Source organism: Pseudomonas sp. B21-041, assembly GCF_024748675.1.
GTDB classification, from domain to species: Bacteria; Pseudomonadota; Gammaproteobacteria; order Pseudomonadales; family Pseudomonadaceae; genus Aquipseudomonas; species Aquipseudomonas neuropathica.
On record NZ_CP087175.1, the window covers coordinates 1,188,996 to 1,206,604 of the forward strand.

The following is a 17,609-nucleotide window of genomic DNA, read 5'->3' on the forward strand; positions in this document are numbered from 1 at the left end:
GTCTGCTAGCAATCACAAAACTGCACGAAACCCCGCAGGAACGGGGCTTGACGGCATTTTGTTACAGTAAAAATAAGCGGCATCTGAATAGCTGATTTACCTGACTCTGAAGTCGGAAACACAGATTGATACCCGAGTGCAACCGTGCGTAGCGTTTCGGGTGATGTTGAGGGCGGTTTAGGCTAGAATGCACGGCCTCAAAGCACACCCCTTCCCGAGGCTGTCCCGAAGATGTTGATCCTGCGCGGCGCTCCTGCCCTTTCTGCCTTTCGCCACAGCAAACTCCTTGAGCAACTGAGCCAGAAGGTTCCGGCTGTCAGTGGCTTGTATGCTGAATTCGCTCACTTCGCCGAAGTCACCGGCGTCCTGACCGGCGACGAACAGCAGGTGCTTGCGCGCCTTCTGAAGTACGGTCCAAGCGTTCCGGTACAAGAGCCGACCGGCCGTCTGTTTCTGGTGTTGCCGCGTTTCGGCACCATCTCGCCATGGTCGAGCAAGGCCAGCGATATCGCCCGCAACTGCGGCCTGAGCAAGATCCAGCGTCTGGAACGCGGTATCGCCTTCTACGTTGCCGGTCAGTTCAGCGAAGCCGAAGCGCAGCAGATTGCCGACGTGCTGCATGACCGCATGACCCAGATCGTGCTGGCCAACCTCGAGCAGGCCGCCGGTCTGTTCAGCCACGCCGAGCCGAAGCCGCTGACTGCAATCGACATCCTCGGTGGTGGTCGCGCTGCGCTGGAAAAAGCCAACACCGAGCTGGGCCTGGCTCTGGCTGAAGACGAGATCGATTACCTGGTCAATGCCTTCAACGGTCTCAAGCGCAACCCGCACGACATCGAACTGATGATGTTCGCCCAGGCCAACTCCGAGCACTGCCGCCACAAAATCTTCAACGCCAGTTGGGATATTGATGGTGAGAACCAGGAAAAAAGCCTGTTCGGCATGATCAAGAACACCTACGTGATGCACAGCGAAGGCGTTCTGTCGGCTTATAAGGACAACGCCTCGGTGATCGTCGGCAACGTTGCCGGCCGTTTCTTCCCGAATCCTGAAACCCGCCAGTACGGCGCGGTGCAGGAGCCGGTGCACATCCTGATGAAGGTTGAAACCCACAACCACCCGACCGCAATTGCCCCGTTCCCGGGTGCATCGACCGGTTCCGGTGGCGAGATCCGCGACGAAGGTGCAACCGGCCGTGGCGCCAAGCCAAAAGCTGGCCTGACCGGTTTCACCGTGTCGAACCTGCAGATTCCGGGCTTCGAACAGCCGTGGGAAGTGCCGTACGGCAAGCCTGAGCGCATTGTTACCGCGCTGGACATCATGATCGAAGGCCCGCTCGGCGGCGCTGCGTTCAACAACGAATTCGGTCGTCCGGCCCTGACCGGCTACTTCCGTACCTTCGAACAATCGATCACCACCCCGCACGGTGACGAAGTTCGCGGTTACCACAAGCCGATCATGTTGGCCGGCGGCATGGGCAACATCCGTGAAGAACACGTCAAGAAAGGCGAGATCGTCGTTGGCTCCAAGCTGATCGTGCTCGGCGGCCCGGCGATGTTGATCGGTCTGGGCGGCGGCGCTGCTTCCTCGATGGCCACTGGCACCAGCTCGGCGGATCTCGACTTCGCTTCCGTGCAGCGTGAAAACCCTGAAATGGAGCGTCGCTGCCAGGAAGTCATCGACCGTTGCTGGCAACTGGGCGACAAAAACCCGATCAGCTTCATCCACGACGTCGGCGCGGGCGGTCTGTCCAACGCCTTCCCGGAACTGGTCAACGACGGCGACCGCGGTGGCCGTTTCGAACTGCGCAACATTCCCAACGACGAGCCGGGCATGGCCCCGCACGAAATCTGGTCCAACGAATCCCAGGAACGTTACGTTCTGGCGGTAGGCCCTGAGGACTTCGAGCGCTTCCAGGCGATCTGTGAACGTGAGCGTTGCCCGTTTGCTGTAGTCGGCGAAGCCACTGCCGAGCCGCAACTGACCGTGACCGACAGCCACTTCGGTAACAACCCGGTGGACATGCCACTGGAAGTGTTGCTGGGCAAAGCCCCGCGCATGCACCGTTCGGTAGTTCGTGAAGCCGAATTGGGCGATGACTTCGATCCGTCGAACCTCGACATCACCGAGTCCATCGAGCGCGTTCTGCATCACCCGGCCGTGGCGAGCAAAAGCTTCCTGATCACCATCGGCGACCGCACCATCACCGGCCTCGTGGCCCGTGACCAAATGGTTGGCCCATGGCAGGTTCCGGTGGCCGACGTTGCTGTCACCGCCACCAGTTTTGACGTCTACACCGGTGAAGCGATGGCAATGGGCGAGCGGACTCCGCTGGCACTGCTGGACGCTCCGGCGTCGGGCCGCATGGCCATTGGCGAAACCCTGACCAACATCGCTGCTTCGCGCATCAACAAGCTCTCCGACATCAAACTGTCGGCGAACTGGATGTCGGCTGCCGGCCACCCGGGCGAAGACGCGCGTCTGTACGACACTGTGAAAGCGGTCGGTATGGAACTGTGCCCTGAGCTGGGCATCACCATTCCGGTGGGCAAGGACTCGATGTCCATGGCCACCCGCTGGAACGATAACGGCGAAGAAAAAACCGTGACCTCGCCGATGTCGCTGATCGTGACCGGTTTCGCGCCAGTGGCTGACATCCGTCAGACCCTGACTCCGGAACTGCGCATGGACAAGGGCACCACCGACCTGATCCTGATCGACCTCGGTCGCGGTCAGAACCGTATGGGTGCTTCGATCCTTGCTCAGGTTCACGGCAAGCTCGGCAAACATGCGCCGGATGTCGATGACGCCGAAGACCTGAAAGCCTTCTTCGCAGTGATCCAGGGCCTCAACGCCGACGGTCACCTGCTGGCTTACCACGACCGTTCCGACGGTGGTCTGCTGACCTCCGTGGTGGAAATGGCCTTCGCCGGCCACTGCGGTCTGAGCCTGAACCTGGACAGCGTTGCCGAGTCTTCGGCGGAAATCGCTGCGATCCTGTTCAACGAAGAGCTGGGTGCCGTGATCCAGGTTCGTCAGGACGCCACGCCAGATATCCTCGCGCAATTCAGCGCGGCCGGTCTGGGCGACTGCGTGTCGGTGATCGGTCAACCGATCAACAATGGCCAGATCAACATCACCTTCAACGGTGACACCGTGTTCGAAGGTCAGCGTCGTCTGCTGCAACGTCAGTGGGCCGAGACCAGCTACCAGATCCAGCGTCTGCGTGATAACGCCGACTGCGCTGAGCAAGAGTTCGACGTGCTGCTGGAAGAAGACAACCCGGGCCTGAGCGTCAAGCTCAGCTACGACGTCAACCAGGACATCGCCGCGCCTTACATCAAGAAAGGCATCCGCCCTCAGGTTGCCGTGCTGCGTGAGCAGGGCGTCAACGGTCAGGTGGAAATGGCCGCCGCGTTCGACCGCGCCGGTTTCAACGCGATCGACGTGCACATGAGCGATATTCTGGCCGGCCGTGTCGACCTGAACGAGTTCAAAGGTCTGGTGGCCTGCGGTGGTTTCTCCTACGGCGACGTTCTCGGCGCCGGTGAAGGCTGGGCCAAGTCGGCACTGTTCAACAGCCGCGCCCGCGATGCGTTCCAGGGCTTCTTCGAGCGTAACGACAGCTTCACCCTCGGCGTGTGCAACGGTTGCCAGATGATGTCCAACCTGCACGAGCTGATTCCGGGCAGCGAATTCTGGCCGCACTTCGTGCGCAACCGCTCCGAGCAGTTCGAAGCGCGTGTCGCGATGGTTCAGGTTCAGGAGTCGAACTCGATCTTCCTGCAAGGCATGGCCGGTTCGCGTATGCCGATCGCCATTGCTCACGGTGAAGGTCACGCCGAGTTCTCCAGCGAAGAAGCCCTGCTGGAAGCCGATCTGTCCGGTTGCGTGGCGATGCGTTTCGTCGACAACCATGGCAAGGTCACTGAGCGTTATCCGGCCAACCCGAACGGTTCGCCGCGCGGGATTACCGGTCTCACCAGCCGTGATGGCCGTGTGACGATCATGATGCCGCACCCGGAGCGTGTGTTCCGCGCGGTGCAGAACTCGTGGCGTTCGGAAGACTGGAACGAGGATGCACCTTGGATGCGTATGTTCCGTAACGCGCGCGTCTGGGTTAACTAAGGCCTGTGTACAAGCTCGCCTTTTTTGTTCCTGACAGTCATGTCGAGGTGGTCAAAGGGGCTGTGTTCGCTGCCGGTGGTGGGCGGATCGGTGACTATGACCACTGTGCTTGGCAGGTGCTCGGTCTGGGCCAGTTTCGACCGTTGGACGGCAGTCAGCCGTTCATGGGCGAGGCGGGGCGGGTTGAGCGGGTTGAGGAGTGGAAGGTTGAGCTTGTGGTGGCGGATGAGTTGATCGTTGCTGTGGTGGCGGCTCTCAAGTTGAGCCATCCCTACGAGACACCGGCGTATGAGGTGTGGCGGCTGGAAGATTTCTGACTTTTCTTGCTGCTGAAACGGGAAACCCGCAGATGAGTGATTGTCTGCGGGTTTTTTGTTGCCCCCCGATTTTCCAGGCAATGGGAATCCAATGTGGGAGCGAGCTTGCTCGCGAAGGCGTCGGATCAGGTAATGATGTTCTGGCTGACCGGGTACATATCCGTTGCTGCGGTAACGGCTTCTTAGGGTTCCGCCCTTACGGCGGGTCACTTTTTACAAATGCCTAAAAAGTAACCAAAAACGCTTGCCCCAACGTTCGGCCCACTCGCTAAAGCTCGGGGTTCCTTCGCTCCGGGATCCATCCGGGCGCATCGCCTACGGTTTGCTTCGCTGCACCTCCTCTCGATGCATTTGGCTGCGCCAAACGGTCGCTGCGCTCCCACCCCCGGATAAATCCCTCCACTCAGCCTGCCGACGGGGCCTGTGGATCAAGATCAAGAGCAGCAGCCGAGCTAACGCTCATCCTGTTGAGTGGTGAAGAGCCGAAGCGATACGAATATCTAACGGTGAACTCAATCCATGTGGGAGCTGGCTTGCCAGCGATGGCGGCCTGGAGGTGACGAAACTATTCGGCGGGCTTCTTTTTTTGGCTGGCCAGGTACTCTTCCAGGGTTAGTTCGCTGTTCCGGTCTTTGTTGTATTCATCCCATACCCAAGTTCTCATGGTTTTTTCAAAGCCTTTGGCACCGTTGGCGAACTCTTCGAAAGTCAGAATTCCGTCTGTATTTTCATCAAGATCTCTGAAGGTTTTTTTCAGATGCTCCAGTTGTTCTGCGTCCGTCATTTTCTTTGCCATGTCGCAGCCATCCTTTTTTAGTTGAGCTTCGGGTTATCGAGGCTACGACATGAAAACTGCCTGATTCAGTCAACGTAATAAGGTCGATCGAGGCGGTCAACTGTCAGACCTGACAGTTGACAGTGCCAGCAATGTGGGGGGCAGCCGAGCTGGCGCTCATCCTGTTTGAGCGGTGTGTGATCGACTTGGGTTTTGTGCTGGATTCGCCCCTCATCGGAACGCCGCCCGCCCAGCCCTCTCCCGAGGGAGAGGGAGTCGATTTGTGTGCTATTCAAGCCTGAGTTTGGTTCGGAGAGAGGGGGCCGATTTGTGGGGGGCGAAACTGAGTTCGGCTAGGGGAGAGTGAGGGATTTATGGGCTTTTCAGGATATGAATTCGACTCGGTATTTCACGTCGGCGTACATCCACCAAACACCTCGGTCAATCCCCTCTCCCTCTGGGAGAGGGCTAGGGTGAGGGTTTGCTTTTGGCTGTTTAATGATGTGTCGAATAGCCAGAACCTTCCCACAAGGTTTTCAGGTTGTCCGTCGGACGTCGGGTCTCTAGTCTTTGGCTGTCACCGCAAATCGGTGATCGGGCGTGAGAACCCGGTAAGAGGTTTTAATCAAACGTCAGTAGCACCATAATCGCCGCCAGCTCATTTGCTGCTGGTGATGTTCTATGGCGGCTGTGTGCGGGCGGACTTCGGTTCGGCCGGGTTGATCTCTTACCGGTTTCTCACTCCGCACATAGCTGCCACCTCTTCGTCGCGTGAGAAACGACCAGTGATGGCTCAATCATTGATTAGAGATCATTGCAATGACTAAGCCCGTACCCGATCCACCCGAAACCAAAACCCCACTCGAAGAAGCCCTCCGCGCCGAAGACCAGGCCCGAAACCGCGAAGCCATCAAACGCGCCCTCGACTTCTATCTGTGCCCCGACCCCGCAAAGCCCTGCCGACCGAGCACCATGTTCATGGTCCGCCCAGAGGTCGACACCGAAAGCCTGCTCGCCCACGCCTGCGAATCGTTAGCCTCGGCAAGCACCGCCGCCAGCAACTTCGCCAATGAGCTAAACGGTTCTCAGCGCAGCACCGTATTAGGCATCCAGCAAATCGTCATGCTTGCCGAACTGGCGGTAAACCGAGCGCTGGATCGAGTCGACCCACAAACCTGACGTCCGCGTCATCGTTCATCGCCAGCAGGCTGGCTCCCACAGTGAAATGTATTCTCTTGTGGGAGCTAGCCTGCTAGCGATGAGGCCGATCCAGACACCAGACCTCTAAACCTTGGCACTGACCTCGCTGCGATTGACCAGCGCTTCAAGTGCTCCACTCAAACTCGCAGCTTTGTCACCCACCAACAAGTGCCAGACCCCACCCTCCAACTGGCTGACACCCTGACAACCCAGCTCCTTCAACTGCGCCTCGGACAGTGCCTTGCCATCCGCCAACAGCAAGCGAATCCGGCTCATGGCAATGCAATCCAGTTGCAGCACGTTGTCGCCACCGCCCAGTGCGGTCAGCCATTGCTGCGCTTCGGAGCCGGCAATCACAGCGGCTTTCGACTCATCAGCAACAACAGATGTCTCAACCAGAACGGCACGTCCCAGAGAAGGCATCGCCAGACGAATCTCATCGGCAATACTGTCCGCCATCGGCCCGACAACCACCTGCAAACTTCCACCCTTGCCCGGACGCACAACCGCCATCGCCCCCAGCGCTTTCAGATCCGCATCCGAAGCCTTGTTGCGATCAACCATCTCCAGTCGCAACCGCGTGGTGCAGGCGCCGACGGTGAGCAAGTTCTCTGCTCCGCCCAACGCCTTGATGTAGGCACTGGCGCGCTCGTTCTCAGTCAGTACGGCTTTTTCACTGACAGCGACATCCTCACGCCCCGGCGTCTTCAGATTGAAGCGACGAATGCAGAAATCAAACACCGCGTAATACACCACGGCATACGCCAGCCCGACCGGAATCACCAACCAGCCATTGGTCGAGCGGCCCCAGCCCAGCACCATGTCGATAAAACCGCCGGAGAAGGTGAAGCCGAGGTGAATGTTCAACGCATTGGTGATCGCCATCGACAACCCGGTCAGCAGCGCATGCAGCAGATACAACAACGGCGCCAGAAACATGAAGGCGAATTCAATCGGCTCGGTCACCCCAGTCAAAAACGACGTCAAAGCCATCGACAGAAAAATCCCGCCCATCACCTTGCGCCGTTCCGGCAGGGCGTTGCGATACATCGCCAGGCACGCGGCGGGCAGGCCGAAGATCATCATCGGGAACATGCCGGTCATGAACTGGCCGCCCTTCGGATCACCGGCGAAGTAGCGCGACAGGTCACCCGTCACCAGAGCCCCGGTAGTTGGATCGGTGAAGTTGCCGAACACGAACCACGCCATGTTGTTGAGGATATGGTGCAGGCCGGTGACGATCAGCAGGCGGTTGAACACGCCAAACACGAACGCGCCGATACTGCCGCTTTCCATCATCAGCGCACCAAACGCGTTGATGCCGTGCTGGATCGGCGGCCAGATATAGCCGAACACCACACCCAAACCGACCGCCGCGAACCCTGTGACAATCGGCACAAACCGTCGACCACCGAAGAAAGCCAGATACTCCGGCAGCTTGATGTCCTTGAAGCGGTTGTACAGCGCGCCGGCCATCAGGCCGCTGACGATACCGGCGAGCATGCCCATGTTGATGCTCGCGTCGAGCACCTTGAGCGTGGAGATCATCACCAGATAACCGATCACCCCGGCCAGGCCGGCGGTGCCGTTGTTGTCCTTGGCGAAACCGACGGCGATGCCGATGGCGAAGATCATCGCCAGGTTGGCGAAGATCACTTGGCCGGCATCGTGAATGATCGCGATGTTCAGCAGGTCGGTGTCACCCAGGCGCAGCAGCAGGCCGGCAATCGGCAGGATCGCGATCGGCAGCATCAGCGCGCGGCCGAGGCGTTGCAGGCCTTCGATGAAGAGTTGGTACATGGCGTTTGTCCTTTTTGTTTTTGTTAGCGCAGAGGCCAATGTTGATGACAGGCGTGACGCACGGCGGTGGCGCTGCTCAGCTTGAGCAGGTCACGACTGAGGCGCTGGCATTCGGCTTCGTGCAGTTGACGCACGCGGTCCTTGATTTCACCGATCTGCACCGGGCTGACCGACAGTTCGCTCACGCCGAGGCCGATCAAAACGGGTGTGGCCAGCGGGTCGGAGGCGAGGGCGCCGCAGACGCCGACCCAACGCTTGTGCACCGCCGCGCCTTCGCAGGTCATGGCGATCAGGCGCAGCAGCGCCGGGTGCAGGGCGTCGACGCGGGCGGCCAGGCCTGCGTGATCGCGATCCATGGCTAAGGTGTATTGCGACAAGTCGTTGGTACCGATCGAAAGGAAGTCGGCGTGTTCGGCGAGTTGTTCGGCTTGCAGCGCGGCGGCCGGGACTTCGATCATCACGCCGATTTCCGGGCGTTGCGTGATGCCCATCTCCAGGCACAGCGCATCGACGCGTTGGCGGATGTGCAGCAACTCATCCACTTCGGTGACCATCGGCAATAGGATCCGGCAGCGGCGCAGCGGGCTGACTTGCAGCAGCGCGCGCAGTTGCTGGTCGAGGATTTCCGGGCGCGCCTGAGCCAGACGAATGCCGCGCAGGCCGAGCACCGGGTTGGCCTCGACGGGCAGCGGCAGGTAATCGAGTTGCTTGTCGCCGCCAACGTCGATGGTGCGGATGATCACTGAGTGATCGCCCATCGCATCCAGTACGCCTTGATAGGCCGCACGCTGTTCTTCGACATCCGGCGCGGTCTGACGATCGACGAACAAAAACTCAGTGCGCAACAGACCAACGCCATCAGCGCCGTTGGCGAAGGCATCTGCCGCTTCACCGCTGGAGGCAACGTTGGCGACGACTTCGATGGTCACGCCGTTGCGGGTTTCTGCAGGCAGGTGAGCCTTGGCTTGCTGTGCGTCGCGGCGCTGCTGACGGTCGAGTTGCGCCTGCTGAACTTCAGCCAGGCGTTCGGCATCTGGCGTCAGTTCGAGGCGTCCACTGTCGGCATCGAGCACCACCGCTTGGCCTTGTCGCTGATCAAGCAAGGCAGAACCCAACGCCACCATGCACGGCAGACCTTTGCCGCGAGCGAGAATCGCCACATGCGACGTCGCGCCACCCTCGGCCATGCATAACCCGGCAACGCCATGCGCGCTGAGTTGCAGCAGATCCGAAGGCGTCAGTTCATGAGTGGCAACAATGGCGCCGGCCGGCACATCGTAATGCCAGGCTTCGCCGAGCAATGCCCGCAACACCCGTTGCTTGAGGTCACGCAGATCGTTGGCGCGTTCGGCCAGCAGCGCGCTGCCGGTTTGCTGCAGCATTTCGCACTGCACGTCGATCGACTGGCTCCAGGCGTGAGTTGCCGCACAACCTTGTTCGATGGATCGCTGTGCAGCGTCGAGCAGCGCCGGGTCTTCGAGCAGTGCCAGATGCGCGGCGAAGATCGCTTCTTCGTCGGCATTCCTGTGTTTTTTCGCTTGCATGAGGGTGGCGTCGATTTCGTTGCGGACCTGAGTCAGCGCTGTGTCGAGCACCTGCTGTTGCTGCAGCGGATCATGATTGCCCGCATCCGCTGGCAAACTGATCGCGTTCAAACGAAACAGCGGCCCGCCAACCAGTCCCGGCGCAGCACATACACCGTGCAACACGCCAGCCTCGGCCGGGCGCTTAAGAGCGGCAACATTGACCGGCGCCACCGCGTGATGATCATCCGGCAGCGCCGTGGCCAACGCGCTGAGCAACGCTTGCAGCGCGGCTTCAGCGTCCGGCCCCTGACAACTGACCTGCACCTCATCCTGCTCGCCAACGGCCAGGCCCATCAAACCGATCAGGCTGTTGCACGGCGCCGATTTGCCGGCGAAGTGCAGTTGCGACTGGCTCTTGAACCCTTGCGCAGTCTGCCGAATCAGCGCAGCCGGGCGGGCATGCAAACCACCGCGATGGGCCACCAGAACATGGCCATGAACCTCAGGCCCGCCGATGACTGCTGCGCTCGCCGCCAGACCGTTGCGCGCAATAATGTGCAGCAACGGCTCGCCGACTTTCACTGCTTTGAGCGTAATCGGCCGCACCTGAAAATCCTGGCTGTTGGTCAGGATCAACAGGCTGACCAGGCTTTTGCATTGCTGGCCGACCTTGTCCAGGTCATAGCGCAACAACGGCTGACCCTTGCTGACGCGGGTGCCATCCTTGACCAGCATCGAGAAGCCTTCGCCGTTCAACTCAACGGTATCGAGGCCCAGATGCAGAAGGATCTCCGCGCCGTTGTCGGCACGCACGGTGAGCGCGTGGCCGGTGCGGGCGACGTGAATGATCATTCCGGCGCACGGCGAATACAGCGTGTCGTTGATCGGGTCGATAGCAATGCCGTCGCCCATGGCGCCGCTGGCGAACACCGCGTCCGGGACTTTGGCGAGCGTGAGCACCGGGCCGCTGAGCGGGGCGCTGAGGGTCAGCTCTTTATTGTTGTTGTGCATGGCTCGGTCTCATCGGTTATATCTCGGTTCGATGTCCCCTGTAGGAGCTGCCTAAGGCTGCGATCTTTTGATCTTGTCTTTCTGTGAATCAAAATCAAAAGATCGCAGCCTTCGGCAGCTCCTACAGGTTTGCTTCAATTAATGCGTGCGGGTCACTTTGCTCAGGTGACGTGGCTGATCCGGGTCCATGCCACGGGCCACGGCCAGACCGGCGGCCATCACGTAAAAGCTCTGGATCGCCAGAATCGGATCAAGGGCCGGGTGCTCGGCGCGGGTCAGGGTCAGATCGCGTTCGTTCACATCGTCCGGCGCTGCCAGCAACACGCGGGCGCCGCGTTGACGCATTTCCGCCGCAAGACTCAGCAGGCCAGCCTGTTCAGCGCCGCGTGGGGCGAAAACCAGCAACGGGTAGTGTTCGTCGATCAGCGCCATCGGGCCGTGACGGACTTCGGCGCTGCTGAACGCTTCAGCTTGAATCGCCGAGGTTTCCTTGAATTTCAGCGCTGCCTCTTGGGCGATGGCAAACCCGGCTCCCCGGCCGATGACCATCAAACGCTCGCAATCGCGCAGCGCTTCGATGGCCATGCTCCAGTCCTGTTTCGCCGCTTCGCGCAGGCCTTCAGGCAGGGCGTTGCCGGCCTCGAGCAATTCGTTGTCCTCTTTCCAGTGCGCGATCAAACGAGCGCTGGCGCTGAGGGTGGCGATAAAACTTTTGGTCGCGGCGACGCTGCTTTCAGTCCCGGCGAGCAGTGGCACGCTGAATTCACACGCGGCTTCCAGTGGCGAATCGGCGGCGTTGACCATCGACACGCTTAACGCGCCACGCTTGCGCAACAGACGCAAGCTGTTGACCAGATCCGGGCTCTGCCCCGACTGGGAAAAGGCGAACGCGACCTGACCGCTGACCTTCAACGGCGCCTGCTGCATGGTCACCACCGACATCGGCAACGACGCCACCGGGACGCCAAGTTGCTGCATGGTCAGGTAGGCGAAGTAGCTCGCCGCGTGGTCGGAGCTGCCGCGAGCCACAGTCATTGCCACTTGCGGCGGCTGACGGCGCAGGCGCCCGGCAATTTCGATCATTTGCGGGTCGAGCTGTTGCAGTTGGGCTTGCACGGCCTCGAACGAGGACAGCGCCTCTTCAAGCATTTTTGAAGTCAATGTCTTCTCCTTCGACCATGACGGCGGTCAGTGTGAGTGAGCGGTCCAGCCGCACGCAGTCGGCCCAGGCGCCAGGTGCAAGGCGCCCGCGTTCAGTAATGCCGAGATAGTCGGCGGGAAATTGCGACAGGCGTTGCGAGGCCTCGGCGATCGGCAAACCGATCTTCACCAAGTTACGCAGGGCCTGATCCATGGTCAGCGTGCTGCCGGCCAACGTGCCGTCGGGCAGGCGTACGCCGCCCAGGCATTTGGTCACGGTGTGGCTGCCGAGCTTGTATTCACCGTCGGGCATGCCGGCGGCGGCAGTCGAATCGGTGACGCAATACAGGCACGGGATTGAGCGCAGGGCCACCCGAATGGCGCCGGGATGCACATGCAGCAAATCCGGAATCAGCTCGGCGAATTTGGCGTGGGCCAGCGCGGCGCCGACGATGCCTGGCTCGCGGTGATGCAGCGGGCTCATGGCGTTATAGAGATGGGTGAAACTGGTCGCACCGGCATCGAGTGCGGCAACGCCTTCCTCGTAACTGCCGAGGGTGTGGCCGATCTGCATGCGCACGCCACGGCTGCTCAGCTCACGGATCAAACCGTCATGGCCGGCGATTTCCGGGGCGATGGTGATCACGCGGATCGGCGCCAGTGCCAGGTATTCTTCGACTTCGGCCATCAATGCGGTGTGGGCGAAGTTCGGTTGCGCGCCGAGTTTGCCGGGGTTGATGTACGGGCCTTCGAGGTGTACGCCGAGGACTCGCGCGGCACCTTTCGGACGCTGTTCGCAGAACTCTCCGACTTCTTTCAAGACGCTGGAGATCTCGGCGCTCGGCGCGGTCATGGTGGTGGCCAGCAGCGAGGTGGTGCCGAAACGCACGTGGGTTCTGGTGATGGTCTCGAAGGCGCTGGCGCCTTCCATGATGTCTTTGCCACCGCCGCCGTGGACGTGCAGATCGATGAAACCCGGCAGCAGATACGGCAGGTCATTGTCGGTCGGATCGCAGGGCACGCCTTCGATCGACACGACTTTGCCGTGTTCGTGGACCAGCCGGCCGCGAATCCAGCCGCTGGCGGTAAGGATGTTGTCTTCGGACATTTTGGTTCTCACTTTTGGCCGCGCTTAACGACGCAGCTCTTTATCGACGAAGCTCTTTATCTACGAAGCTCTGCAACAAAGTCGTAGTAGTCGTTGCGGCAATAGGTGTCGGTGACTTCAATCGGTGTGTTGTCTTCGAGGTAGCCGACCCGGGTCATCAGCAGCATCGCGGTGCCGGGGGCGATGCCGACCAGTGCGGCGAACTCGTCAGAGGCGTTGATCGCCTGGATGTGCTGCAGGGCGCGGACGATCGGCTTGCCGATGCCGTCGAGGTATTCGTAGAGCGAATCGCCAACCAATTGCGGCTTGGGCATGATCGAGGCGGGCAGGGTGCTCATTTCGATGGCCATGACCGTGTCATCGGCTTTGCGCAGACGCTTCATGCGCGCGACCTTGTCGTTCGGCGACAGGCTGAGGCGGATCAGTTCTTCGTGGGTCGGCAGGGTGATTTCGCGTTCCAGCCATTGCGAGCTGGGTACGAAACCCTTGAGGCGCAGCATCTCGCTGAAACCCGAAAGGCGCGACAGCGGTTGTTCGAGGCGAGGGGTGATGAAAGTGCCGGAACCTTGCAGGCGACGAATCAGGCCTTGATCAAGCAGAACTTCCAGCGCCTTGCGCGCAGTCACTCGGGAAATGCCCAGTTGCTCGCTGAGATTGCGTTCCGAGGGCATTGCCTGCTCGGACTTCCACTGCCCGGCATGAATCGCTGCTTCCAGATTGCGCGCTAGCTGCAGGTACAGCGGCGTCGGCTGGGAGTCGTCCGGGCGTAGGGTATGGAGGTCGTTCATGTAGGGCATTTCCGTCGCGAGTATAGGATTGTTGTGGCTCGCTTGTGGGGCGGAAATTAATACCACTTGAATACCATGTCAACGCACGGAAATGGGCTTTGGCCCAATGAAATGGAGGGTTTTAGGGGGTGTGGTTTCAAGTGGTATTAGTGTTGGCCTATAAAAAGCAAAAGATCGCAGCCTGCGGCAGCGCCTACAGTTGAGAGTGGTATCACCTCTGTAGGCGCTGCCGCAGGCTGCGATCTTTTGATTTATTTTTTTGCAGGTGACCAGTGGTCAGGGTTTAAGGGCGAATTTCGACCATCGTGCCGTCCGGCACCAGGTTCCATACTTCGCGCATATCAACGTTGCGCATGGCGACGCAGCCGTCAGTCCAGTCGAGGGTGTGGAACAGGTCTTCCGGGGTCTCTTCCGAATCCGGCGTGCCGTGGATCATGATCATCCCGCCGGGCTCGACGCCCTCACGCCGGGCGCGGGCCGAATCGCTGATGTTCGGGTAGGAAATGTGCATCGACAGATTGAATTTGTCGCTGGTCTTGCGCCAGTCGATCCAATAGAAACCTTCTGGCGTGCGCTTGTCGCCTTCTATCAGTTTCGGACCTTTCTTCGCGCCTTTGCCCAGGGAAATGCGATAGGTCTTCAGCGGCTTGCCGTCGGCGATCAGCTGCAGTTGATGCGCGGATTTAAGCACCAGAACTTTTTCGATAAGAGGTGTATTCGACGGCGTCACGGTGGTCACGAATGACGCTTGGGAGACGGTAACGAACGACAGGCAAAACAGGGCAAGCAACCAGCGCATTGAAACGATTCCCCAAGGAGTGACGCAGATAACCAACATTTTATATGTATGTACATGTAGGAGCTGCCGAAGGCTGCGATCTTTTTGTCGGCCATCATGCCAATGTCTTGATTAAATAATGACCGGCTGCGCCAACGGAGGAATCGATTCAGACCGAACCGGATACGCCTCGATACGCCGATCAGCGAAGAAGCATTCTAAGGTACGCCCCACCGTGCGGAAAGCCAGCTCGTCCCAGGGAATGTCGGCTTCGTCGAATAGTTGTACTTCGAGGCTCTCGGGGCCGGCGGCAAAGTCCAGGTCGACCAGTTCGGCGCGGAAGAACACATGCACCTGACTGATGTGCGGTACGTCGATCAGCGTGTAGATACTCAGGTTGCGCACCCGGGCGCAGGCTTCTTCGGCGGTTTCGCGTACGGCGGCCTGCTCGATGGTCTCGCCGTTCTCCATGAAGCCGGCGGGCAAGGTCCAGTAGCCGAGACGCGGCTCGATGGCGCGGCGGCAGAGCAACACTTTCGTGCCCCAGGTCGGCACGCAACCGGCGACGATATTGGGGTTTTGATAGTGAATGGTCTGACAGCTGTCACAGACAAATCGCAGCCGCGAATCGCCTTCGGGAATGCGCTGGGTGACCGGGTTACCGCAGTGGCTGCAAAATTTCATGCTGGGCTTCCTGAATGCTGCGCCTATCTTGGCGTGCAGCGGTGCCGGTCGGCAAGTTGTCGTTTCGCGACACGGCGGGTTTCGGGGGCTTGGGCGCTTGCAACGATTGGTGCATGATGCAGAGTAAGGCACAGATCGAGAACACTCATGCTGGACGAGCTACTGCATAGGGTTAGCAACCACACACCGCGCACGCTGGAGACCGACACCCGTTTCCCCGAGGCCGCCGTTCTGGTGCCGATCACCCGCAGTGACGAGCCGGAACTGGTGCTGACCCTGCGCGCCAGCGGGCTCTCGACCCACGGCGGCGAAGTCGCGTTCCCCGGTGGTCGTCGCGACCCGGAAGACCCCGACCTGATCTTCACCGCGCTACGCGAAGCCGAAGAAGAGATCGGCCTGCCCCCCGGCCTGGTTGAAATCATCGGCCCGCTGAGTCCGCTGATCTCCCTGCACGGTATCAAGGTCACGCCGTATGTCGGCGTCATCCCCGATTTTGTCGAGTATCTGGCCAACGATGCCGAGATTGCCGCAGTGTTCACTGTGCCGCTGGAATTCTTCCGCAAAGACCCCCGTGAACACACGCACCGCATCGACTATCAGGGTCGCAGCTGGTACGTGCCGAGCTACCGCTTTGGCGAGTACAAGATCTGGGGGCTGACGGCGATCATGATCGTCGAGTTGATCAATCTGCTCTATGACGCCAAGATCAGCCTGCACCAACCGCCAAAAAGCTTTCTTGATACTTGAACGCATCAATACCTGAGCCATCGGCAGAATGGCCATTCACCGTGAGCCCTGAGGAAAACAAGATGAAATACCGCTTGGGCGACGCCCGTGTCGAGACCCACCCACAGAGCTGGGTCGCCCCCAATGCCGTACTGGTGGGCAAGGTCAAACTCGAAGAGGGCGCCAACGTCTGGTTCAACGCCGTGTTGCGCGGCGACAACGAACTGATCCTGATCGGCAAGAACAGCAATGTGCAGGACGGCACGGTGATGCACACCGACATGGGTTTTCCGCTGACCATCGGTACCGGCGTGACCATCGGCCACAACGCGATGCTCCACGGCTGCACCGTTGGCGATTACAGCCTGATCGGCATCAACGCGGTGATTCTCAACGGCGCGAAGATCGGCAAAAACTGCATCATTGGCGCCAACTCGCTGATTGGCGAAGGCAAAGAGATTCCCGACGGTTCGCTGGTGATGGGCTCACCGGGCAAAGTCGTGCGCGAACTGACCGAGCCGCAGAAGAAGATGCTCGAAGCCAGCGCCGCCCACTATGTGCATAACTCGCAGCGCTACGCCCGTGATCTGGTTGAGCAAGAAGAATGAACACAGCCGAGAGACCCGTTGCCTCGCCGTGCGTGAATATTTGTGCGCTGGATGAGGATGACATTTGTACTGGCTGCCAGCGTACGGTCGCGGAGATCACCCGCTGGGGCCGTATGACCAACGACGAGCGCCGCGTGGTGCTGGGGTTGTGTCATGAGCGGGCGAAGGCGAGTGGGTTGGTGTGGATGATCCCTTCGAAATCGTGATCGGCTTGAGGGTGCCCTCACCCTAACCCTCTCCCAGGGGGAGAGGGGACTGACCGAGGTGCCTTTCGCTATACGCCGACCTGAGCTATTGAGTCGAACTCAGGTTTGAAAAGCCCCCGATCGGCTCCCTTTCCCTCTCGCCTGAAGGAAAGGGATTGTTCAAGCTGCACCTATCTGCGTTATCGAGTCGAGCTCGAATTGGAATCCAGGGAAGATGGGCTCCCTTTCCCCCTCGCCCCCTGGGGGAGAGGGCTGGGGTGAGGGGGTAGCTCTTGATCTGCCGGTCCAGTAATCTGTGCGCCAATCTGACAGGTCACCTCCATGATTTTCCTCATCGCCTACATCAGCAGCGTTGTGCTGATCAACTTCGCCTTCTCCACCGCGCCACACCTGGACATCATCTGGTCGGCCTGGGGCGGCTTGGTGTTCGTGTTGCGCGACATGGTGCAAACCCGTTTCGGCCACGGTGCGTTGGTGGCGATGCTGGCGGCGCTGGTGCTGTCTTATGTCACCTCCGATCCGTCGATCGCATTAGCCAGTGCCACGGCGTTTGCGGTGTCCGAGATCATCGACTGGCTAGTATTCAGCATCACCAAACGGCCCTTGCGTGATCGCTTGTGGATCAGTTCGGCGCTGAGTATTCCGCTCGATACCTTCATCTTCTTCGGCATGATCGACCTGTTGACGCCGCCGGTGATCATCACCGCTCTGGCTTCGAAATTCGCCGGCGTCACTGCCGTTTGGCTGATCATGGCCTGGCGCGAGCGTAAGCAGGCCGTCGCTGGCTGAAGCCAAAGCCTCAGGTTCATGTAAA

Annotated in this window: 15 protein-coding genes; 7 read left to right on the top strand and 8 right to left on the bottom strand. The window is 60.0% G+C overall.

From position 1 onward, the window contains the following. Positions 1 to 231 precede the first annotated feature (231 nt). Both purL and LOY43_RS05150 read left to right on the top strand, forming a co-directional pair. Positions 232 to 4,128 (top strand): phosphoribosylformylglycinamidine synthase, encoded by a 3,897-nt coding sequence (gene purL, locus LOY43_RS05145; protein WP_095050949.1) that lies wholly within the window; start codon positions 232 to 234, stop codon positions 4,126 to 4,128. A gap of 5 nt (positions 4,129 to 4,133) precedes the next feature. Continuing rightward, positions 4,134 to 4,445, top strand: coding sequence for a YqfO family protein (locus tag LOY43_RS05150; RefSeq protein ID WP_016986104.1), 312 nt, complete (start codon positions 4,134 to 4,136; stop codon positions 4,443 to 4,445). A 565-nt stretch (positions 4,446 to 5,010) separates the two neighbouring features. On the opposite strand, the gene LOY43_RS05155 is transcribed toward LOY43_RS05150, so the two are convergent. Continuing rightward, on the bottom strand, positions 5,011 to 5,241 hold the full coding sequence (locus LOY43_RS05155) for a hypothetical protein (protein WP_258709294.1): 231 nt from the start codon (positions 5,239 to 5,241) through the stop codon (positions 5,011 to 5,013). Positions 5,242 to 6,039: 798 nt separating this feature from the next. On the opposite strand from LOY43_RS05155, the gene LOY43_RS05160 reads away from it, so the two are divergent. Continuing rightward, the gene (locus LOY43_RS05160; protein ID WP_258709295.1) at positions 6,040 to 6,399 is read left to right on the top strand and encodes a DUF6124 family protein; all 360 of its coding nucleotides are present in this window, start codon (positions 6,040 to 6,042) and stop codon (positions 6,397 to 6,399) included. 105 nt (positions 6,400 to 6,504) lie between these two features. On the opposite strand, the gene nagE is transcribed toward LOY43_RS05160, so the two are convergent. The 7 genes from nagE to LOY43_RS05195 form a co-directional block, all read right to left on the bottom strand. After that, positions 6,505 to 8,220 carry an N-acetylglucosamine-specific PTS transporter subunit IIBC gene (gene nagE, locus LOY43_RS05165; protein ID WP_258709296.1) on the bottom strand — a complete coding sequence of 572 codons (1,716 nt, stop codon included), beginning with the start codon at positions 8,218 to 8,220 and terminating at the stop codon, positions 6,505 to 6,507. A 23-nt stretch (positions 8,221 to 8,243) separates the two neighbouring features. Next, positions 8,244 to 10,757 (bottom strand): phosphoenolpyruvate--protein phosphotransferase, encoded by a 2,514-nt coding sequence (gene ptsP / locus LOY43_RS05170; RefSeq protein WP_258709297.1) that lies wholly within the window; start codon positions 10,755 to 10,757, stop codon positions 8,244 to 8,246. 138 nt (positions 10,758 to 10,895) lie between these two features. After that, entirely contained in the window at positions 10,896 to 11,918 is a 1,023-nt protein-coding gene (locus LOY43_RS05175; protein WP_095050944.1) for an SIS domain-containing protein, read from the bottom strand. Further along, entirely contained in the window at positions 11,899 to 13,005 is a 1,107-nt protein-coding gene (gene nagA / locus LOY43_RS05180) for an N-acetylglucosamine-6-phosphate deacetylase (protein WP_258709298.1), read from the bottom strand. Before nagA ends, LOY43_RS05175 begins: the two co-directional genes overlap by 20 nt. A gap of 56 nt (positions 13,006 to 13,061) precedes the next feature. After that, on the bottom strand, positions 13,062 to 13,793 hold the full coding sequence (locus tag LOY43_RS05185) for a GntR family transcriptional regulator (protein WP_093436861.1): 732 nt from the start codon (positions 13,791 to 13,793) through the stop codon (positions 13,062 to 13,064). A 283-nt stretch (positions 13,794 to 14,076) separates the two neighbouring features. Then, positions 14,077 to 14,592, bottom strand: a complete 516-nt coding sequence (locus tag LOY43_RS05190; RefSeq protein WP_095050942.1) for a murein L,D-transpeptidase family protein — start codon at positions 14,590 to 14,592, stop codon at positions 14,077 to 14,079. Positions 14,593 to 14,703: 111 nt separating this feature from the next. Continuing rightward, positions 14,704 to 15,255 (bottom strand): NUDIX hydrolase, encoded by a 552-nt coding sequence (locus LOY43_RS05195; protein ID WP_007909002.1) that lies wholly within the window; start codon positions 15,253 to 15,255, stop codon positions 14,704 to 14,706. Between the two features lie 147 nt (positions 15,256 to 15,402). Here LOY43_RS05195 and LOY43_RS05200 point away from each other — a divergent pair, with 147 nt between their 5' ends. The 4 genes from LOY43_RS05200 (at position 15,403) to LOY43_RS05215 (ending at position 17,584) form a co-directional block, all read left to right on the top strand. Further along, positions 15,403 to 16,002 carry a CoA pyrophosphatase gene (locus tag LOY43_RS05200; RefSeq protein ID WP_093436852.1) on the top strand — a complete coding sequence of 200 codons (600 nt, stop codon included), beginning with the start codon at positions 15,403 to 15,405 and terminating at the stop codon, positions 16,000 to 16,002. Between the two features lie 62 nt (positions 16,003 to 16,064). Then, positions 16,065 to 16,589, top strand: a complete 525-nt coding sequence (locus LOY43_RS05205; RefSeq protein WP_034154816.1) for a gamma carbonic anhydrase family protein — start codon at positions 16,065 to 16,067, stop codon at positions 16,587 to 16,589. Continuing rightward, entirely contained in the window at positions 16,586 to 16,795 is a 210-nt protein-coding gene (locus tag LOY43_RS05210; protein WP_093436849.1) for a DUF1289 domain-containing protein, read from the top strand. Before LOY43_RS05205 ends, LOY43_RS05210 begins: the two co-directional genes overlap by 4 nt. 321 nt (positions 16,796 to 17,116) lie before the next feature. Further along, positions 17,117 to 17,584, top strand: a complete 468-nt coding sequence (locus LOY43_RS05215) for a VUT family protein (protein WP_095050338.1) — start codon at positions 17,117 to 17,119, stop codon at positions 17,582 to 17,584. Positions 17,585 to 17,609 lie beyond the last annotated feature (25 nt).